The sequence below is a fragment of the Paraburkholderia sp. 22099 genome, assembly GCF_052045835.1.
GTDB lineage: Bacteria > Pseudomonadota > Gammaproteobacteria > Burkholderiales > Burkholderiaceae > Paraburkholderia > Paraburkholderia terricola.
Genome location: NZ_JBQEPU010000010.1, coordinates 170,988 through 190,257, shown reverse-complemented (window position 1 = coordinate 190,257; position 19,270 = coordinate 170,988). Strand labels below are relative to the sequence as shown.

21 protein-coding genes are annotated in these 19,270 nt (G+C 63.5%); 4 read left to right on the top strand and 17 right to left on the bottom strand.

The window, feature by feature from the left end; translation table 11 throughout:
- Nucleotides 1–98 precede the first annotated feature (98 nt).
- The 12 genes from ACTJLC_RS12595 to glgX all read right to left on the bottom strand — a co-directional run bounded on the left by ACTJLC_RS12595 (nucleotide 99) and on the right by glgX (nucleotide 11,108).
- Nucleotides 99–284, bottom strand: coding sequence for a Tox-REase-5 domain-containing protein (locus ACTJLC_RS12595; protein WP_440844119.1), 186 nt, complete (start codon nucleotides 282–284; stop codon nucleotides 99–101).
- A gap of 239 nt (nucleotides 285–523) precedes the next feature.
- A complete protein-coding gene (locus tag ACTJLC_RS12590) occupies nucleotides 524–868 on the bottom strand; it encodes a hypothetical protein (RefSeq protein WP_440844117.1) in 345 nt (114 codons plus the stop codon).
- The gene (locus ACTJLC_RS12585) at nucleotides 855–1,295 is read right to left on the bottom strand and encodes a DUF4123 domain-containing protein (RefSeq protein WP_310134235.1); all 441 of its coding nucleotides are present in this window, start codon (nucleotides 1,293–1,295) and stop codon (nucleotides 855–857) included. The genes ACTJLC_RS12590 and ACTJLC_RS12585 overlap by 14 nt, the downstream gene beginning before the upstream one ends.
- Before the next feature lie 184 nt (nucleotides 1,296–1,479).
- Nucleotides 1,480–1,809 (bottom strand): immunity 52 family protein, encoded by a 330-nt coding sequence (locus tag ACTJLC_RS12580; RefSeq protein ID WP_310134237.1) that lies wholly within the window; start codon nucleotides 1,807–1,809, stop codon nucleotides 1,480–1,482.
- Nucleotides 1,810–1,922: 113 nt separating this feature from the next.
- Nucleotides 1,923–2,213 carry a hypothetical protein gene (locus ACTJLC_RS12575; protein ID WP_440844115.1) on the bottom strand — a complete coding sequence of 97 codons (291 nt, stop codon included), beginning with the start codon at nucleotides 2,211–2,213 and terminating at the stop codon, nucleotides 1,923–1,925.
- Between the two features lie 7 nt (nucleotides 2,214–2,220).
- Nucleotides 2,221–2,604 carry a restriction endonuclease fold toxin 5 domain-containing protein gene (locus ACTJLC_RS12570; RefSeq protein ID WP_310134243.1) on the bottom strand — a complete coding sequence of 128 codons (384 nt, stop codon included), beginning with the start codon at nucleotides 2,602–2,604 and terminating at the stop codon, nucleotides 2,221–2,223.
- Nucleotides 2,605–2,834: 230 nt separating this feature from the next.
- Nucleotides 2,835–3,179 (bottom strand): hypothetical protein, encoded by a 345-nt coding sequence (locus ACTJLC_RS12565; RefSeq protein ID WP_310134248.1) that lies wholly within the window; start codon nucleotides 3,177–3,179, stop codon nucleotides 2,835–2,837.
- Nucleotides 3,166–3,669 carry a DUF4123 domain-containing protein gene (locus ACTJLC_RS12560; protein ID WP_310134251.1) on the bottom strand — a complete coding sequence of 168 codons (504 nt, stop codon included), beginning with the start codon at nucleotides 3,667–3,669 and terminating at the stop codon, nucleotides 3,166–3,168. The genes ACTJLC_RS12565 and ACTJLC_RS12560 overlap by 14 nt, the downstream gene beginning before the upstream one ends.
- Nucleotides 3,669–5,999: a type VI secretion system Vgr family protein gene (locus tag ACTJLC_RS12555; protein WP_310317969.1), complete on the bottom strand. Its 2,331-nt coding sequence runs from the start codon at nucleotides 5,997–5,999 to the stop codon at nucleotides 3,669–3,671. Before ACTJLC_RS12555 ends, ACTJLC_RS12560 begins: the two co-directional genes overlap by 1 nt.
- A 336-nt stretch (nucleotides 6,000–6,335) precedes the next feature.
- A complete protein-coding gene (locus tag ACTJLC_RS12550; RefSeq protein WP_310134341.1) occupies nucleotides 6,336–8,453 on the bottom strand; it encodes an AI-2E family transporter in 2,118 nt (705 codons plus the stop codon).
- A gap of 78 nt (nucleotides 8,454–8,531) precedes the next feature.
- Nucleotides 8,532–8,723 carry a DUF2934 domain-containing protein gene (locus ACTJLC_RS12545; RefSeq protein WP_073428417.1) on the bottom strand — a complete coding sequence of 64 codons (192 nt, stop codon included), beginning with the start codon at nucleotides 8,721–8,723 and terminating at the stop codon, nucleotides 8,532–8,534.
- A gap of 168 nt (nucleotides 8,724–8,891) precedes the next feature.
- The gene (glgX, locus tag ACTJLC_RS12540; RefSeq protein WP_310134255.1) at nucleotides 8,892–11,108 is read right to left on the bottom strand and encodes a glycogen debranching protein GlgX; all 2,217 of its coding nucleotides are present in this window, start codon (nucleotides 11,106–11,108) and stop codon (nucleotides 8,892–8,894) included.
- Nucleotides 11,109–11,334: 226 nt separating this feature from the next.
- Between glgX and ACTJLC_RS12535 the strand changes: the two genes are divergently transcribed.
- Nucleotides 11,335–11,733 (top strand): PRC-barrel domain-containing protein, encoded by a 399-nt coding sequence (locus tag ACTJLC_RS12535; protein WP_090518724.1) that lies wholly within the window; start codon nucleotides 11,335–11,337, stop codon nucleotides 11,731–11,733.
- 102 nt (nucleotides 11,734–11,835) lie between these two features.
- Here the strand turns inward: ACTJLC_RS12535 and ACTJLC_RS12530 are convergent, their stop codons facing one another.
- From ACTJLC_RS12530 to ACTJLC_RS12520, 3 genes are read right to left on the bottom strand one after another with little or no spacing between them, the layout of a single operon-like run.
- Nucleotides 11,836–14,085 carry a xanthine dehydrogenase family protein molybdopterin-binding subunit gene (locus ACTJLC_RS12530; RefSeq protein ID WP_310134257.1) on the bottom strand — a complete coding sequence of 750 codons (2,250 nt, stop codon included), beginning with the start codon at nucleotides 14,083–14,085 and terminating at the stop codon, nucleotides 11,836–11,838.
- Complete coding sequence (locus ACTJLC_RS12525) at nucleotides 14,082–15,086, bottom strand: FAD binding domain-containing protein (RefSeq protein ID WP_114164534.1); 1,005 nt, start codon at nucleotides 15,084–15,086, stop codon at nucleotides 14,082–14,084. Before ACTJLC_RS12525 ends, ACTJLC_RS12530 begins: the two co-directional genes overlap by 4 nt.
- Nucleotides 15,083–15,631 carry a (2Fe-2S)-binding protein gene (locus ACTJLC_RS12520; protein ID WP_073428422.1) on the bottom strand — a complete coding sequence of 183 codons (549 nt, stop codon included), beginning with the start codon at nucleotides 15,629–15,631 and terminating at the stop codon, nucleotides 15,083–15,085. The genes ACTJLC_RS12525 and ACTJLC_RS12520 overlap by 4 nt, the downstream gene beginning before the upstream one ends.
- Nucleotides 15,632–15,976: 345 nt before the next feature.
- On the opposite strand from ACTJLC_RS12520, the gene ACTJLC_RS12515 reads away from it, so the two are divergent.
- Both ACTJLC_RS12515 and ACTJLC_RS12510 read left to right on the top strand, forming a co-directional pair.
- The gene (locus ACTJLC_RS12515; RefSeq protein ID WP_073428423.1) at nucleotides 15,977–16,408 is read left to right on the top strand and encodes a CBS domain-containing protein; all 432 of its coding nucleotides are present in this window, start codon (nucleotides 15,977–15,979) and stop codon (nucleotides 16,406–16,408) included.
- A 13-nt stretch (nucleotides 16,409–16,421) separates the two neighbouring features.
- On the top strand, nucleotides 16,422–16,655 hold the full coding sequence (locus ACTJLC_RS12510) for a DUF2795 domain-containing protein (RefSeq protein WP_073428424.1): 234 nt from the start codon (nucleotides 16,422–16,424) through the stop codon (nucleotides 16,653–16,655).
- 106 nt (nucleotides 16,656–16,761) lie between these two features.
- Here the strand turns inward: ACTJLC_RS12510 and ACTJLC_RS12505 are convergent, their stop codons facing one another.
- Nucleotides 16,762–17,628 carry an SDR family oxidoreductase gene (locus ACTJLC_RS12505; RefSeq protein ID WP_154873232.1) on the bottom strand — a complete coding sequence of 289 codons (867 nt, stop codon included), beginning with the start codon at nucleotides 17,626–17,628 and terminating at the stop codon, nucleotides 16,762–16,764.
- 297 nt (nucleotides 17,629–17,925) lie between these two features.
- Complete coding sequence (locus ACTJLC_RS12500; protein WP_154873231.1) at nucleotides 17,926–18,384, bottom strand: response regulator; 459 nt, start codon at nucleotides 18,382–18,384, stop codon at nucleotides 17,926–17,928.
- A 271-nt stretch (nucleotides 18,385–18,655) separates the two neighbouring features.
- Between ACTJLC_RS12500 and ACTJLC_RS12495 the strand changes: the two genes are divergently transcribed.
- Nucleotides 18,656–19,213: a DUF4142 domain-containing protein gene (locus ACTJLC_RS12495; RefSeq protein WP_073428427.1), complete on the top strand. Its 558-nt coding sequence runs from the start codon at nucleotides 18,656–18,658 to the stop codon at nucleotides 19,211–19,213.
- Nucleotides 19,214–19,270 lie beyond the last annotated feature (57 nt).

Here is a 19,270-nt window from a genome sequence, read left to right as displayed (position 1 = left end):
TGTCTGAGGCTCATGGTGTCTCTTGCGTTCCAGGGCATGGTCGGGACCGGGCGTTTTCGTACCCGGAAGTGTCAACCATGTCCTCGCACACCTGTCAGCTATGTCCCCGGTCTGTACACCTCCTGTAAGAGACATTGCGAAGCCTGGAAGCCATCGAAGTCTGTGCCAAGCCATGCCCATTCCATATTCCAGCCGTCTTTAGTCTCACGACCCTTTCCGTCTGTGGTTATCCCGTATTCGTAGCCAGTCATACGGGCCTGATAACGTCGCGGCTCGGGATTCATGCTGTGGTATCGCTCCACCTTTTTACCGCCCTTTTCAGGCGGGCACTTGCATGGCCTTTCGCGCTCGCGAGACCTGTCACGCGGTAGAGAGTCCAATCCGCCACCTGTACCCGCGTCTGTGCCGCTACCGCTCATTGGCCCCGCTGACGGTGCAGGCAATGGCAACGGCAGCGGCATGGGGGCAGCCTGGGCTATCGCCTGGCCTGCCGCTCCAAGCCCCGGAGGAAATATGCCAACCATCAGTGTTTCTCCTTCATTTCCTGTTGTTTTTTTCGTGCAACCTGAAGCAGCATTTCAAACCGCTGTTCGCCCGGAACGCCCGGTTTGTTCAGCCACGCAGTGACCGCCAGATTTTTGTAGAAGCCCGGATCGCTCGCCTCCATGTCGAGAAAATCGACTATCGGGCCATCATGCGTAAAGCCCAGTTCCTTCGTCCGCGCGTAGGCTGCATTGAGCCGCTCGCGCAAGGTCGGATCGTCGGCCAGCGCGGGGTAATCACGCACGATATGTCCCCGGATGAAGTCCACGTAGTTGCGGTCTTCGCAGGCCTTCAGAACCGCCCATTGCTCGTCAGTGAATTCCATTGTCGTTGATGGTGAAACGTTGTCCTTCGTTGAGGTATTGCCATGCTGCGGCAGTCCCGAAAAGCCCCCGGCTGGCCTTGTCCTGGCATGCCGCATCCAGCGCATGCAGTACCCTGGGGTCCCAGAAACGCAGCAGGGCGGAACGCCTGTTAGGCAATCGGGTATTCAGGTGTGGGCGCAACTTCTCGGCCTGCCTCTCCAGGTTCTCCGAGGTAATCAGCCAGATCACGCCAGGGCGGGCCTGTTCCAGTTCGCCAAGGTCTGCAACACGGTCCCGCGATGTCTTCGGATCAACCAGCCACGGCCCCGCGTGTGCGAGGGCAATGTCTTTCGTGCCTGCGAACAGCGAAACCACCATGTCATCTTCGGGCGTGAGTTGCTGGCCGGTATGCTGCTGGTACTGGATGCCATCGACAAGCGCCAGCACACGGCCGCTGTAGTGGCTTTACGCCGACCCACTCGCTGGGCCATGTCTGACGGCGGAAATCCGTCAGGCCAGTTCGTCGGTTCCCTGCCGGGTGAAGTAATCCTCGATGATTGCTCGCACGTCACTTCGCAGGCGTTCGTCAGCTCGCGTCCCGGCGTCGCAAGCGGTCCGGGACAACAGACCATCAAAGATCAACGAATCGCGGCAACAGGTCCTGGTCTGCCAGGCGGATTTCAATATCGTTCGCCGCCTTGACATGATCCCGGTTGTTCACGTCGAACACGTCATCAGTCACGCTGACTATGATCGTGCCTAGTTGCTTGTCGTCATGCACGACCGGAATCAGGGCGCGCGCTTCAGGGACCTGCGCCGCAGTGAGAGCGTGCGGCAGGTAGAGCATCCAGCTTACGCCGGGGCGGTCTTCGAATACCTTGTTCGTGTAATAAAAAAACGGTCCAAATGTAACGTAAAGCGAATCATAGATTCGAACGACAGCGGAAAGCACTTCGGCCACCGATCTATAGTCGCCAAGCCGCGAGCCTAGTCTTTCATCTTTTTCGTTAAGCGAAATTTCCAGCGACTTGGGGAAAATTTCCCCTCCGTCGATTTCAACCGATATTGAGGCACCTATTTGATCCGCTCGAACTCCATTCCATATTCCGACTGTCTTTGGATCGTCTTTATTTTTTTCCCATATTCCCTCGATAGCGCTTCAATAGCGGCCTTGGCTGGAGCCACGCCGTCATAGGCGGGGTACTGAAGTGCCTCCCGTTCGGTTTCTCCTTTTAAATACCATTCGCCTAACGTTCGATCTTTTGCTTTCAACAGATCCAGGACCGGACGAAGGCGGCGCATATGATCTTCCCAATCTGCATTGGGAAGATTAGTACGATCACGATGTTGCTCGGATAGATTCATTACTTCCTCACGGCTGGCAGACAGAAGGAACAGCCAATCTTTGCAGTGTTGGCAACATAAGCACTCTTGTCTTCGGAGTCTGGAAATACCACATTAACTTGGCCGGAGGATTTCCGCGCACACTCGTGCCCTGCTTTTTAATCTGCTCGGCCATTCCTGTAAAGCCTTTGAAGAATTCAAGGGGCTGTCCGTTTCCGCCGATAAATTGGTCATAATTTCCCTTTGCCTCCTGCAGAAGGCATTGGGATGGCTGGAATCCATCGAAGTCTGTACCGAGCCATTCCCATTCCCTATTCCAACCTTGGCTGGTATCTCGACCTTTACCGTCCGTTACTATCCCATACTCGAAACCGGTAATCCGGGCCTGATAACGTCGCGGCTCGGGGTTCATGCTGTGGTTCTTTTGCACAATAGCGCCTTTCTCAGGCGGGCACTTGCATGGCCTTTCGCGCTCGCGGCTCCGGTCGCGCGGGAGCGAATCCAATCCGCCCTCCGCGCCCGCGCCTGCGCCGCCCGCTGGACCCGCAGACGGTGCAGGCGTTGGCAAGGGTAGCGGCACCGGGGCAGTCTGCATCAATGCGTTTATGGCTGGACCTAGCGTGGCCGGGAATGGAATACCCATTAATGTTTCTCCTTCATTTCCTGCTGCTTTTTGCGCGTCCCTTGCAGCAGCATTTCAAACCGCTGTTCGCCCGGAACGCCCGGTTTGTTCAGCCACGCAGTGACCGCCGGATTTTTGTAGAAGCCCGGATCGCTCGCCTCCATGTAGAGAAAATCGACTATCGGGCCATCATGCGTAAAGCCCAGTTCCTTTGTCCGCGCGTAGGCTGCATTGAGCCGCTCGCGCAAGGTCGGATCGTCGGCCAGCGCGGGGTAATCACGCACGATATGTCCCCGGATGAAGTCCACGTAGTTGCGGTCTTCGCAGGCCTTCAGAACCGCCCATTGCTCGTCAGTGAATTCCATTGTCGTTGATGGTGAAACGTTGTCCTTCGTTGAGGTATTGCCATGCTGCGGCAGTCCTGAAAAGCCCCCGGCTGGCCTTGTCCTGGCATGCCGCATCCAGCGCATGCAGTACCCTGGGGTCCCAGAAACGCAGCAGGGCGGAACGCCTGTTAGGCAATCGGGTGTCCAGGTGTGGGCGCAACTTCTCGGCCTGCCTCTCCAGGTTCTCCGAGGTAATCAGCCAGATCACGCCAGGGCGGGCCTGTTCCAGTTCGCCAAGGTCTGCAACACGATCCCGCGCGGTCTTCGGGTCAACCAGCCACGGCCCCGCGTGTGCGAGGGCAATGTCTTTCGTGCCTGCGAACAGCGAAACCACCATGTCATCTTCGGGAATGAGTTGCTGGCCGGTATGCTGCTGGTACTGGATGCCATCGACAAGCACCAGCACACGGCCGCTGTAATGGCGTTTCCGGTACTGACGGAGATGTTCATCAACATGTGCGGGAATCATTAGCGCTCCAGGGTCATCGCGCCTTGCCCGGCGGCGTGGATCATGCACTCAAGGCAGATCGACGGCTGCGGAAGCACCGACCAGGGCGTTGCGCCGTAGAGCGAGAGCGGGCCTTTTTTCTGCACGGTGATGGTCTTGATGAACAGGTCGCCGGGACCGCCCAGGGTAACGCTGCCGTCCGCGATCCGAACGAACGCGCCGCCGCACTCCAGGATGATTTCCTTCGCCGCTGAGACCTTGAGCTTTGCATTGACGCTGGCGATGTTCACATCCTTGTCGGCAACAAGCGACATCGGGCCGGCCTGCGCCTGGACTTCCACCGGGCCTTTCGCGGCAAATATCTGTAGCCCGAGCTTCTGTGCGAACAGCGAAATGCTCTCGCCCGCCGCGACCGTGAAACGCTTCAGCACGCTCCAGTCGATGTTTTTTCCCGCCACGGCGTTGATGCTGTCCTGCGCGGCAAACTGCACGCCGCCACCGGCGACGATGCCCGCAGAGGCGGGCGTGCTCATCACCAGCCCCGGCTTTTTCAGGCCGTCCAGATCGTCCTTCACCTGCTGCTGGGCGTCAGTGTCGGCGGGTTCGGCCTTCGCGCTGCTGGCGGATACCGCCAGCGCCTTCGCCGTCGCCAGCGCGCGTTCGAGCTGGGCGATGGTCTCCTGCATGTCCAGTTGCCTGCCGCCCGCGCCGGGACGGTCGTAGGTCGTGACCATCACGCCCTCGCCCGCGCGTTCGACGCCATACCCGGAAGTCCGAAGCTCATAGCCTTCCCCCCGGTATTCAAGCCTGCTGTTCACCAGGTAGCCGAGATTCAGTTGCGACTTGCCCGAGTGTTCCGTACTCAGCTTGATCCCTTCCTGGCCCGCCCAGTCCTCCATGCGCAGCTTGTTGTTCTTCTGCGTGCGGATCATGTTGCGCGAGAGCCAGCGCCGGTCATTCGTCACCAGGTCGCGCGCCTGGCTGTGATGGTGGAACCCGCTGATTTCAGGCTTGTCCGGGTCGCCGTCGCGGCAGGTAATCACGGCTTCGGCACCGTCCAGCGCGGGGAAGTGCATGCCGGTTTGCCCCTTGCCCGCGAACGGCTTCGCCAGGCGTAGCGGCACGCTCTCGCCGCCATTGGGCCACGCCTCGAAGTCCGAATCGAAGCGGACCGTATAACGCCCGTCCCTGTCGATGAACGAGTAGGTATAGCTGTCCGGGCTGCAAATCCGGCCGCTGAGTGTGCCGCTCACCCTGGCCCATTTCTCGGGTTCCAGTTCCAGGCGGAAACGCCGGTCGGCGGGTATCGCCCTGAAGGTGTTCGAATACGGCCTGTCGCGCGCGCCGCTGTGCGTGATTTCAATGATGACCATGCCTTTCGGCGCATCGGGTAATGCCACGTCCGTTTCGAACACGCGCGCGCACTGCAACGCGAGCACGTTGCTCTCGCCCTCGTACACGATCTGCCGGGCGATGGCCGCTTCATGGCGAAGCTGCGCCTCCCATTGCGCGCCCGCCTGGTCGAGGTGATGGGTGCCATAGACATACGGCTGGCCGTAAGTGGTGGGGTCTTGCGGCGCGACGTTCGCCTCGTCCCTCAAACGCTCCCAGGCGGCATCCGGGTTATAGTCCGCGACCGTGAACGACTGCGGCACCGTCCGGGTGTGCGTCTTCAGTGACGTTACTGCCTCGACGCCATCCGCTTCGAGTCCCGCCGCCTCACGGTACGGCACCACCAGTTGCGGCTCGTAGATGTAGTGGTCGATATCGTCGCCGTACGCCACCTGGTCGCCGTGTTCGGTCTCGACCACATACGAGTACACGCCCGATTTTTCCTGGAGCATGTGCCCGTAGTCAAAGTCCGTCATCCCGTACTGCATGCGGAATGCGTGCTGGGGATACGATTTGCGCAGCCCGAACCGGAATTGATGGTCCCGCATGCCATGACCCTGCAGGGTGGCCTTCAGAATGTCCGGTGTCGTGCCGTGCTGGAAAATCCTGTTGCGCGTGACGGCCCTGAGCCGTGCCAGATGCGACTTCAATTCGATTTCGTATCTGACGAAATCCTTCGTGGTCTGGACCGTCGAAAAGCGTTCGATGTACCCGGAAAACTTCTTCACAGCGCCATCGTCGGCCACCACGGAAAAGCACGCGTCCAGGTTCAGGTAATCGGCGCGCGCAAGCTGCTGCGGGTGGGTCAACCCGATGCGCACTTCGGTTGGTGCGCCCATCTTTTCGGTCGCATTGAATGACACGACCGAGAGCGCCGCCGCGCTTGCGGTGCCCGGCACATCCAGAAAATATGCCTGGCGTCCCGCGACGCCCTCGCGTAATGAATCGAATTCTGCCACTCCCTGCTCCCGTAAAAGACCAGCGACACAGCATTAGCTGCGGAACGTGTTAACTGACCATTCAAAGTCCGGCAGGTCAACGAAATGAAATCGGGATAGAAGAGAATTTACAAACGTTGACAGAGGCATGAAGCGATCAATCCATTGCGCATGCTTTCCCACCGCGCGCGTGACGGTCGGTTTTCAGATGACCGCGCGGTTCCAGTCAGGAAGGTGAACAGGCGACAACTCAAGCCGCACAGGCTGGCGCGGTTGCGTCGAGCGGCGGCCACGACGTCGTGCTCAAGGGTCGAGGGGTCGAGATAGTCGAGCCACCGCCCGAAGCGCCGCGCAACGCTAGGCGTTGACCACCGCCAGGCTCTCCCCGCTCGTGGGCGCCTCGATTCGCCCGCACGCGGCGAGCATCTCCTGCAACGACGCGGCATGACACTCGGCGCCCAACGCGCCTTGCAGGTCGTCGCTCCATTTTTCGACATCCTGCGCGGTCCACAAGCCGACGACGATCGCAACGTTCGGCAAGCGCGCGCGAATGCGCTTGACCAGATTGCGCAGATGCGAGGGGATGCCTTCGATCTGTAGATAGAGGATGCAGATAGTCCCAACGTCGTCCGCATCGAGCGTCTCGATCGACGCCCGCGACACCGCTTCGTGCGGCACCGCGCGCGATATGAAGCCGTGTTTCCCCAGCAGTTGCAACAGGATGGTGGTGGCGAGCGGATCGAGCGGCCCGCGCCCCGGAATGCACAAGACCCGGTTGCTCGCGGCGTGACGCGTTGGTCCGGCGCGTTGGCCTGACGTGTCGCCGGTTGCAGCAAGCGCGGTGGCCTGCATGGTGCTTTCCGCCGCGCCCGCATTCGTATTGCTCGTATTGCTCGTCATGTGTGGCGTCATGCGTTGCGCCGCGTCGCGGTCCACATCGCCCGCTTCGACAACCGGGTTCGCCGTGGGCTCAGCGCCCGCTTCGCGCCAGGGCGCGATCGGCCCCACGAGGTTCGCGCTTTCTTGCGTCGACGGCGTCGGCTTCGCGGGCACGCGATCGTCGTAGCCGTCGAGACCATCGACCAGATCGTTCGTCGACGCCTCGATCCGCGCAAGCTGCGCCGCCGTCACGCTGCCGCGCAGCACGTCGTTCGCCGCGAGTTGCAAACCCTTGATCGCCACCTCGTCGTAATAAGACGACAACGAACGCTCACGCAACCACACCTCGGCCTGCTCGATCGCTTCGTCCGGGTCGCCGGCGAGCGCGCGCTGGTAAAAGTTCTCGACCGGGGTGAGCGCCGGCTGGTCGCCGAGCAACACGTCGAGAAACTCCAGCCGTCGCACATGCCGGCCGAGCACGAGCAGGCACAACGTCAACGGCGTCGACACGATGAGCCCAATGGGCCCCCAGATCCAGCTCCAGAAAATCGCGGCGACCACCACCGAGAACGGCGACAGCCCGGTGCTGCGTCCGTAGAGCAGCGGCTCGACCACCTGCCCCACCAACAGCTCCACGATGACGAAGAGCGCAATCGACCAGATCGCCATCGACCATCCCGGACTCACGGCGGCGGCCAGCACCGTGGCCAGCGCGGCGGCGATCCAGATGCCAACGTAAGGCACGAGCCGCAGCAAGGCCGCGAGAATGCCCCACAGGATCGGACTGGGCACGCCGATCAAAAACAGTCCCCCGCCGATCGCCATCCCCAGGCCCGCGTTCAACCAGAGTTGCGACACGAAGTAACGGCTCAGGCGCCGCGCGGCTTCGTCCATCACCGTGGTCGTGCGGTGCAGGTCGCGCGAACCGAACAGACGGATCGCGCGATCGCGCAGATCGTCGCGTTGCAGCAGGATCACCACCATCACGACGAACACGATAAACGCCGTTTCGAGCGGACTGATCGCCGGCGACAACACGCGCCGCGCGAGTTCGAACGGCGTGGGCGCCGGCTCGCGCACCTCGACCGGCAGGGCGGCGCTCGCGGCGCCGCTCGCCGCCGCTGCGCCATTGCGCGGCGCCTCGCGTTGCGTGGGTTCGACGGTGGCGCGTTGCAGCGCCTGGCCCGCCATGCCGGCCAAATGGCTCAGCCTGCCGATGGTCAGCTTGTGCGCGGCTTCCAGCTTGTGCTCGACGGTCACCTGATAGCGCGGCATGCCGGCGGCGAGATCGGTCAGCTGGTTGGCGATCACCGCGCCGAGCAGGCCGATCACCGACACGGAAATCGTCACCGCGGCGAACACCGACGCGACATGGCCCAGCTTCAGGCGAGCCAGCGACTTGGCGAGCGGCGCGACGAGAAAGCTCAGCAGAATGGCGAGCGTCATCGGAATCAGCACGGCTCGCGCGAAGTACAGGCACGCGACCACCGTCACGCCGACGGCGAGCGCGATCAAACCCTCGATGCCGAAGGCGGCGGGCGGAGCCTGAATGCGGGTCGCGGGTCTCGGGCCAGGCTGGTCGGGAGAATCCTTCACTTCGTCGTTCTGCACGGGTTTGCGTCGTCTCCATGGTGCGAGCGCCGCCAGGCAGCGGCTTCGCATCCGACGCGCGCGTTATTTTTTAGGTTCCTCCGCGATCGGCCCGCTTTCGATCGGCGGCGCTTCCTTTTCGATTTCGGCGCGCGCCCGTTCCCAATACTCGTCGGGCGTGCCCTTCGGCTCGTCGGCGTGCTCCCACAGGTAGTAGGCGCGCCGGCGAATCTCTTCCTCTTGCGAGGTCTGTTCGGATTCAGGTTGCTGTTGCATGTGATTACCCTCGGTTGGGACGTGGCGACGAGCGGCATCGGCCGGCACCGCGCGGGTGCCGCGCAAGGCGGCCTCGCGCGCGGGCAACCGCAAGGAAGCAAGCGTTATACCCGGCGCGGGCGCGTCGGTTTATCGGCTGGTGTTGGCGGACTGTCGCGTCCCGATCCGTCAAGCGTGGGCGGGAGGTTCGCTTTCGTCGGTGGTGAGCTGCTCCTCCAGCCGGTCGAACACGCGTTGCGTCGCGCGGCTCGGCGCTTCGAGCGCGAACAGCAGCAGCGAGCGCGCCGTCACCTGATACGCGTCGCCGGCGCTGAATTGCGGCAACTCGGAGCGCACCGGCATGTTGGTGTCGAGCAGACACGTCCACTGGTCGCCCTCGGGAATCTCGGGCAGCGTGAAATTGACGACGTCGTGATGCGCGTTGAGCACCAGCAGCAAGGTCGCGTCCGATGCGGGACGGCGAATGCCGCTCGCCTGCGCGCGGCCGTCGATCACCAGGCCGAAGCAGCGCATCGCTGGATCGTCCCATTGCTCCGGCGTGAGGTCCGCGCCGTCGGGCGAAAGCCAGCGCGCGTCGGTCACGTCCAGCGCCTCGTTGTATTCGCCGGTGAGAAAGCGACCGCGCCGCAATACTGGCAGACGGTGGCGCAGCGTGGTGAGATTCTTGACGAACTCGGTGAGCGCGCGGCCTTCGTCGTCGATGCTCTCCCAATCCACCCAACTGATTTCGTTGTCCTGGCAATACGCGTTGTTATTGCCCTTCTGTGTGCGGCCGAATTCATCGCCGGCGAGGATCATCGGCGTGCCTTGCGAGAGCAGCAGCGTGGCGAGCAGATTGCGTTTCTGACGCTCGCGCTGCTGGCGGATTTCGGCGTCGTCGGTCGGACCTTCGACACCCATGTTCCATGACTTGTTGTCCGAGTGGCCGTCGTTGTTGTCCTCGCCGTTGGCCTCGTTGTGCTTGTCGTTGTACGAGACGAGATCGTTGAGCGTGAAGCCGTCGTGCGCGGCGACGAAGTTTACGCTGGCCCAGGGGCGGCGTCCGCGATGATTGAACTTGTCGCCCGAACCGGTCAGGCGTTTGGCGAGATCGGCGACCTTGCCTTCGTCGCCCTTCCAGTATTCGCGCACGGTGTCGCGAAAGCGGTCGTTCCACTCGGCCCAGCCCGGCGGAAAACCGCCCACCTGATAGCCGCCCGGCCCGCAGTCCCACGGCTCGGCGACGAGGCGCACGCTGTTGAGCACGGGGTCCTGGCGGCAACTGTCGAGAAAGCCGCCGCCTTCGTCGAAACCGTGCGGCTCGCGGCCCAGGATCGTGGCGAGGTCGAAACGGAAACCGTCCACCTTCATTTCCGTCACCCAGTAGCGCAGGCTGTCGGTCACCATTTGCAGCACGCGCGGATGCGACAGGTTCAGCGTATTGCCGGTGCCCGTGTCGTTGATGTAATAGCGCGGCTCCTCGGGCAGCAGCCGGTAGTAGGACGCGTTGTCGAGGCCCTTGAAGGAAAGCGTCGGGCCGCGCTCGTTGCCCTCGGCGGTGTGGTTGTAGACCACGTCGAGAATGACTTCGAGGTTGGCGTTATGAAAGCGGTCCACCATCTCCTTGAATTCGCCGACCGATTCGGTGGATGAAGCAAAGAAGCGCGGATCGGCCGCGAAGAAACCGATGGTGTTGTAGCCCCAGTAGTTGGTGAGACCTTTTTCGAGCAGATGGCTGTCGTTGACGAAGGTCTGGATCGGCATCAATTCGACTGACGTGACGCCGAGGCTCTTGATGTAATCGACCACCACCTGCTGCCCGAGCCCCGCAAAGGTGCCGCGCAGATTGTCGGGCACGTCGGGATGACGCCGGGTAAATCCGCGCACGTGGGTTTCGTAGAAGATCACCCGCTCCCACGGCAGCGCACTGCGCTCGGGATGGCTCCACGAGAAGTTGGCGTCCACCACCTTGCACTTCGGCACGAAGGGCGCGCTGTCGCGTTCGTCGAACGAGAGGTCGCCTTCCTCGGCATCGAGCGTATAGCCGAAGATTTCCGGCGTCCATTTGAGTTCGCCGATGTGCGCCTTGGCATACGGGTCGAGCAGCAGCTTGTTGGGGTTGAAGCGATGCCCCTGTTCCGGTTCATACGGCCCATGCACCCGATAACCGTAAACCGCGCCCGGTTTCAGATTGGGCACGAACACATGCCAAACCTCGTCGGTATATTCGGGCAGTTCGATGCGCTCGATTTCGTTCTCGCCGGTTTCATCGAACAGACACAGTTCGACTTTTGTTGCATGCGCGGAAAAAAGCGCGAAGTTGACACCACTTCCATTCCACGTCGCACCGAGCGGAAAAGGCGTGCCTTCCGCGATGCGCGTCGAGTAGCTGCTCTGGGATGACATAGGGGTTCCTGTGGAAGCGCGAGCGCGTGCACGCGTGTTCTAGTGTATGGCGCAAACAGCAAGCGCGCCCGAAGGAGCAAATTGCGGGCCCGGCTTTCGCAGGTCTCGCTTCGCGGAGCACGCGGCCTCCGGCCAATGAAGCGGCACGAGTTTTGCACCAGCATGATGAAAAGCTTGTCGACCCCGCGCCGTTACAAGCGCAAGAACAAAAGGGAGAAGAGTCATCATGCGAAGCCTACATACTGCGCCGCTCGTGGCGGCGGTACTACTCGCCGCGACGCTCGCCGCCAACGACACCTACGCTCAGGGCGCGCCCCAGGCCATCACCGAAAGACGCACGGACGTGGTCCAGCTCGCGAGCGGCTACCGCGCATCGAAACTGACCGGCGCCGATGTCTACAACAGGAACAAGGACACCATCGGCACCCTGGACGATCTGATCGTCTCGCCGAGCGGTGACAGAAGCACCTACGCGATCCTGTCGGTGGGCGGCTTCCTCGGCATCGGCAAGCATCTGGTGGCCGTGCCGTTCAACGATTTGCAGATCAACAATCGCCGCATCGTGCTGCCGGAAGCGACCAAGAAATCGCTCGAAGCGCTGCCTGAATTCAAGTACGCGGATTGATCCGCGGGCTATCCGCCGCCGGCGGTTCGGCTAGAACGTTGATTGCCCGCGCTGACCGGTTGCAAGGAGCGGAGCCTTGCGAACCGGTTAGACGCGTGGCCTTCACGCGAACAGTTTGTCGAGCGTGATCGGCAAGTCCCGCACGCGCTTGCCCGTCGCGTGCCAGATCGCATTGCCCACCGCCGCGGCCACGCCCACCACGCCGATTTCGCCCACGCCCTTCACGCCGAGCGGATTGACGATGTCGTCGTGCTCGTTCACGAACAGCACGTCGATATCGTGGATGTCGGCATTCACCGGAATGTGATACTCGGCCAGGTTGTGGTTCATCTGCCGCCCGAGCGCGTGGTCGAACTGGCCGTGCTCGTGCAGCGCCATGCCGATGCCCCACACCACGCCGCCGGCAATCTGGTTGGCCGCCGTTTTCGGGTTCACGATGCGGCCCGCGGCGACGGCGCTGACCACGCGCGTCACGCGCACGGTGCCGAGCGCTTCGTCCACGCGCACCTCGGCGAACACCGCCGAATGCGTGCCCATCGAATACGCCTGCTGTTTTTCATGCGGCTTGACGCTCGCCTGCTCTTCCAGCGTTTCCAGACCCGCGCGGGCCAGCAGCGCGTCGATGCCGATCGCGTCGTCGGAGCCGCTGCCGCAGACGAGCCGGTTGCCGGCGCGTCTCACCTCGTCGCGCGCAACCATCGCGAAGCGCCCGCCGCCGTATTGCCGCGCCAGTTCGACGAGGCGGTTTCGCAGTCGTTCGCACGCGACGTGAACCGCGCTGCCCACCGACGACACCGTCCACGAGCCGCCCTCGATCGGCGCTTTCGGCAAGCGCGTGTCGCCGAGCTCGAAGTCGACATCGTGAATCGACACGCCGAGCGCATCGGCGGCGATCTGCGTCATCGCCGTGTAGGTGCCGGTGCCGATGTCGGCGGTGGAGCTCGACACTTCCACGCGGCCGTCAGGCGTGAGCACGGCGCGCGCCGCCGCTTCGTTTTGCATCGCGTCCCACGCGCCGGTCGCCATGCCCCAGCCGATCAGTTCGCGGCCCTCGCGGCGCGCGCGCGGCGCAAGCGGCCGCCCCTCCCAGCCGAAGCGCGCGGCGCCTTCGCGATAGCAGTCGCGCAGCGCCTTGCTGGAAAACGGCAGATTCTTGTTGGCGTCGCGCTCCGCATAGTTGACGAGCCGCAATTGCAGCGGGTCCATCTGCAACGCTTCGGCCAGTTCGTCCATCGCCGTTTCGAGCGGGAAAAGACCTTGCGCCGCACCCGGCGCGCGCATGTCGGCCGGCGTCGGCACGTCGAGCTTGACGACCTTGTAGCCCAGCGTGACGTTCTCGCATGCGTACAACTGGCCGGCCCAGTTCACGAGCACGTCGCAGTAGTCCTCGTAACGCGAGGTTTCCGCGACCGCCTCGTGAATCACCGCCTGCAGTTTGCCGTCCGCCGACGCGCCCAGCGCCACGCGCTGAATCGATTGCGGCCGATGCGCGAACGTGAACATCTGCTGGCGCGTCAGCGTGACCCGCACCGGCCGCTTCAGATCGCGCGCCGCCATCACGGCGAGCGGCAGATGATATTGCGGCCGCAAACCCGAACCGAACGCGCCGCCCACGAAGGGTGACTCCACCTGCACCTCGTCGTCCTTCAGGCCGAACACGCCGGTCAGATAACGCTTGGTGTTGACCACCCCCTGGGTCTTTTCATAAACGATCAGATGCCCATGCTCGTCCGGCACCACGGTGCAGCCGTGCATTTCCATCGGATTGTGATACTCGGCGGGCGTGCTGTAGAAGCCGTCGACCCGCACCGCCGCGCTCGCCAGCGCGCGGTCCGCGTCGCCGCGCGGCGACGGCGGCGGATCGAACCCGCCCTTTTCCGTGGACGGCGGCACAGCGCTCATCAACGCTTCGCTCATTTCCGTCTGATGCGGCGTGTGTTCGTAGCGGACCTTGACGAGCGAGGCCGCATGGCGCGCCAGTTCCAACGTTTCCGCCACCACCAGCGCGACCGGTTGTCCGCTGTACCACACGCGGTCGTCCCAGAGCGGCCTGAACGGCGTGCCGCCGGGGGCGACCATGTCTTTGTAGGGCTGGTCCGCCAGCGGCAGTGGCGGGCGATTCAGATGCGTCAGCACGAGCAGCACGCCGGGTAGTTCGAGCGCCGCCGACGCATCGATCGCCACGATACGGCCGCTCGCGATCGTGCTCGACACCACGAAACCATACGTCAATCCATTGGCGGCGTAGTCCGCCGCATACTGCGCGGCGCCGGTGACTTTCAGCTTGCCGTCGACGCGCTTGTGCGGCACGCCCACGGCGCGCGTCGCCGGAAAAGTGTCGGCCCCGTTCATGATGCGCCCTCCTCGAACGAACGCTGCGTCGCCAGTTCGAACGCGCGCACGATCACGCGCGTCGCCAGTTCGATCTTGAACGCATTGCCGCGACGCCCTTGCGCCTCGCGCAACAGCGAGTCCGCGAAACCGCGCACGGTGGCGGCGTTCAGCGGTCTGCCGCGCAGCACGGCTTCGGCATCCAGATCGCGCCACGGTTTGTGCGCGACGCCGCCGAGCGCGCAATGCGCGCGAACGATGATGTCGCCGTCCAGTTCGACGCCGAGCGCGGCGGACACCAGCGCGAACGCATACGAGGCCCGGTCGCGCACTTTCACGTAAGCGTGATGTTCGGCGAAGCCTCGCCTGGGCAATTCGACGGCGATCACCAGTTCGTCGTCGCGCAGGTTCGTATCGATGTGCGGCGTCTCGCCGGGCAGGCGATGGAACTCGGCGAACGGCAGCGCGCGCGTGCCGTCGTGGCCGGCGAGATGCACCGTCGCGTCGAGCGCCGCCAGCGCCACGCACATGTCCGACGGATGCACGGCGATGCACTGATCGCTCGCGCCGAGAATCGCGTGCATGCGGTTGACCCCTTCCATCGCGGAGCAGCCGGTGCCCGGCTCGCGTTTATTGCACGGCGTGCCGGCGTCGTAGAAGTAAAGGCAGCGGGTGCGTTGCAGCAGATTCCCTCCGACGGTCGCGACATTGCGAATCTGCGCGGACGCCCCCGCCAGGATCGCCTTGGCAAGCAGCGGGTAACGCGCGGCCACGGTCTCGTCGTAGGCCACCGCGGTATTCGTCACCAGCGCGCCGATTCTCAGGCCGCCGTCGCCGGTGGCTTCGATCTGCCTGAGCGGCAAACGGTTGATATCGACCAGCGTGGCCGGATGCGCCACGTCCTCGCGCAACAGGTCCACCAGATTCGTGCCGCCCGCGATGAACGCGGCGGCGGCATGCGCGCGATGCTGGTCGATCGCCTCGGACACCGCGCTTGCGCGGGTATAGGAAAAGCGGTTCATGGCCGCGCTCCCGGCGCCGTGAGCGGCTGATCGGACCGCTGCGCCGCATCCAGAATCGCCGCGACGATATTCGTGTACGCGCCGCAGCGGCACAGGTTGCCGCTCATCAGTTCGCGAATGTCGTCGGCGTTTTTCGCGTGCCCTTCGGCGAGCATCGCAACGGCCGAGCAGATTTGCCCCGGCGTGCAGTAGCCGCACTGGAAGGCGTCGTGATCGATGAACGCCTGTTGAACCGGATGCAGCGTGTCGCCGTCGGCAAGACCTTCGATCGTCGTGATCGACGCGCCGTCGCGCACGGCCGCGAGCGCGAGACAGGTATTGATCCGCTGGCCGTCGACGATCGCGGTGCAGGCGCCGCATTGGCCGTGGTCGCAGCCTTTCTTGATGCCGCTCAGGTGGCAGCGTTCGCGCAGCAGATCGAGCAGCGTGGTCCACGGCTCGATCTCGAACCGGTGTGTCTTGCCGTTGATCTCGAACGTCACCGGCACGCGCTGGACGTCGCTCGGCGCGAGGTCCAGCGCCGCTTGTGCTGTGGGGGTTTCCATTGGATGTCCTCCGGACGGTAGGTCGCGCAATACGAACGGCGCGCGCAAGCCACGTGCCACCATGCCGCCGTGCCAAGGCGCCGGCCGCGCTTCGCAGGCACGCGTGATGCGCGTTTTTCATGGGGCGGCTCGCGAGCCTCGCACGCAAGTCCTCCCCACGCGTGGCACGCGAAGCAAGCCGCACTCGCGGCAACGCCGCTGCCGGCCGGCGCGACGGGCATTGCAAGATGTGCAGCGAACCCGCATTTCTTTCAATCGACTCCGCGCAGCCGGCATTACGCGCCGCGGCAGTGCGAGAACACTGCTTGCCATGCGCCTCACACTCCACTCGTTCAGGAGGTATCCATGCATCACGTCCACGAAATCATGTCGCGCGACGTCGTCAATGTGACACCCAACGACACCATTCAGCATGCAGCCGAATTGATGCGGCGCTACGACGTCGGGTCGTTGCCGGTGTGCCAGAACCATCGGCTGATCGGCATGATCACCGATCGCGATCTCGCGGTGCGCGCGTTGTCCACCGGCTGCCCGGCGAACACGCCGGTACGCGATTTCGCCAGCACGGATGTGCAATGGTGTTTCGACGACGACGACGTCGATGCCGTCCAGCAACGCATGGCCACCGCGCAGGTGCGCCGCATGCCGGTGGTCGATCACGACAAGAACCTGGTCGGCGCGCTGTCGCTCGGCGACATCGCCACGCGGGCCGACAGCGCGTCGCGCGACGAGGTCGCCAACACGCTCGAAGGCGTTTCGCAACCTCGCATGCACTGAGAAGGAGAGACACATGGCACAGCATCCCAGTCACTCGCAGGACCATCGGCATCCCGGCCAGCCGAACCCGATCGAAGTGCAAAAGGCGCTGCACGGTGTCGACTATCCGACGACGCGCGAAAAGCTGGTGGAAGCCGCGCGCAGCAACGGCGCAAACCAGGACATCGTGGATCTCGTCGGTGAGTTGCCGGATAAGAACTACGACAGCCCGGCCGCGGTTTCCAAGCAACTGTCGCGCACGCAGTAGGTTGGACCCGGCACCAGGCTGACAAAAACAGAACCGGCGCATCGTCATGCGGCGATGCGCCGGTTTTTTTCTTCATGCCGCCATGCTGCGGCAATGCGCAAGCCAGTTAAATAATGGGCGACCCGCCGGTGACCGCGATCGTCGCGCCGGAAATGTAGCTGGCGTCATCGGAGGCGAGCATCACATAGGCCGCCGCGAGTTCGGCGGGCTGACCGGGACGCTTCATCGGCACCTGCTGGCCGAATTTCTCGACTTTCTCGGCGGGCATCGTCGACGGAATCAGCGGTGTCCAGATCGGCCCGGGCGCCACGCAATTCGCGCGTATGCCCTTCTCGGCCAGCAATTGCGCGAGCCCGCCGGTGAAGTTCTGGATCGCGCCCTTGGTGGTCGCATAGGCGATCAAGCCGGGGTTCGGATGATCGGCGTTGATCGACGTGGTGTTGATGATGGAGGCGCCGGGCTTCATATGCTTGACCGCCGCCCGCGTGATCCTGAACATCGCGCCGATGTTGGTATCGAAGGTCTTGTCCCACTCCTCGTCACTGATCGCGTCGAGCGACGGGTAACTCATCTGGTACGCGGCATTGTTGACCAGCACGTCGAGCCGGCCGAACGCCTCGACCGCGCGCCTGACGATCTCCTCGCAATGCTCGGGGCTCGTGATATCGCCGCGCAGCAGCACCGCCTTGCGGCCCGCCTCTTCCACCCAGCGCGCGGCTTCGCGCGCGTCGTCGTCTTCGTTGAGATAAGAGATCAGCACGTCCGCGCCTTCGCGGGCGAACGCGATCGCCACGGCGCGGCCAATGCCGCTGTCGCCGCCCGTGATGATCGCCGCCTTGCCGGCGAGACGGCCCGAGCCTTTATAGGATTTTTCGCCGTGGTCGGGCTGCGGTTTCATTTCCGCCGTGGTGCCGGGCGTGTGATCCTGTTGCTGCCTGGGAAACGGTGGCGTGGGACGTTGCGTGTCGGTCATGGCTATCTCCAGAGTGCGAATGAACAGGCGCGGCGCGTCGTGAACCGGCGCGGCCGTTGTGTTGCACGCAGCAACCCACGGACCCGCGAGGGATCGCGCATGATGCGTTTCGAGCCAGGGGTTTTTGCCTAAGGGTATGCCGCCGCGAAATGTGCCGCGAAGTGTGAAGAAGCGCGCCGGGATGTGCCGCGTTGGTGGCGAAGTGTCCAACCGGGCCGGCATATCGACGTTGTGGTCGTGCATGAATCGGCTACTACTCGCATGTATGCCATGCGTTTTTTCAAACGTTGCGCAACTTTACGGCGGCCCGGCCGCATGCAACGCGGCCGCCGATTCGAGTACCCGCAGCAGGCGTTCCGGCGTCAACGGCTTCGCGCAGTGGGCGTCGAAACCGGCGGCTCGCGCGCGCGCCCGGTCGTCGCGCGAGGCGAAAGCGGTGCAGGCGATCAGGAGCATATGCGCGGTCAATGGATCGGCCCTCAGGCGGCGCGCCAGTTCGAGCCCGTCCAGGTCCGGCATCTTGATGTCCAGCACCACCGCGAAGGGCTGCCATTCGCAAGCCATCTCGCAGACCGCGAGCGGATCTTCGAGTGCGCGGCACTCGAAGCCGTCGGCGTTCAGCAGCATTTGCAACGCGTCGGCCGCTTCGCGGTAGTCGTCCACCACCAGCACGCGCCGATGCGAGGCCATTGCGTACTGGATAGGCCGCCAGACCACCACGTCGTCGCTGTTGTCCATTCCCGGGTCGAGCGTCACTGTCTTCTCCCTGTGCCTGTTCTTCGGTCGCGCGCGAGCGGCGCTCGAGCAACCTGCGCGAGCGGTGCAAGATTCGCTCCCGCAGCGCGGCGAACCAGGCCGCTTGCCGCGCAACGTCCGCCGTTTTCCAACACGGTCTCGCAGCACGCAGCCGGTACACGGTCCCACGAGGCACACGACACCACCATAGCGCAACGCGGGGAACGGCGTTTGCTGTTTTGCGCATGTCGATCCATCGCCCGCCGGCACCGGATCTCACCTCGGAGTTCTTATGAAACGCACATTCATCGTGCACGCGGCCCTTGCCGCGTGCATCGCCCAATCCCTTGTTTTCGCCGTTCCGGTCCACGCACAAACCGAAGCCGCCTCGACGACGACAGCCAATCCCCTGCCGGAAGCGGACAAGAAATTCGTCCAGGCCGCGTCGATGTCGAGTTCAACCGAAATCGACGCCGCGAAACTCGCCATGAGCCGCTCGAGCGATGGCGACGTGAAGAAATTCGCCGGCCACATGGCGGCCGATCATACGAAGCTGACCGTGCAACTCAAGATGGCCGCGCCGCGCGGCGTGAGCGTGCCGAAGGACAACTCCGACACGGCCCTTCTCGACAGCCTGCGTCCGTTGAAGGGCGCGGAGTTCGATACGGCCTACATTCAGAAGGTCGGCTTGCAGGGGCATAAGGAAGCGGTGTCCGCGTTTCAGGACGAAATCGCCAACGGCCAGGATGCGAAGCTGAAGAGCGCGGCGCAAAAGGCCTTGCCGACAATCGAAAAGCACTATCAGATGGCGCAGGACCTGGCGAAGAAGAAGAACGTCACGGCGCCGTAACACGCAATACGCGACGCCGGCGCGGTCGATCGCGCTGGCGTCTGTCGAACGCTTCGA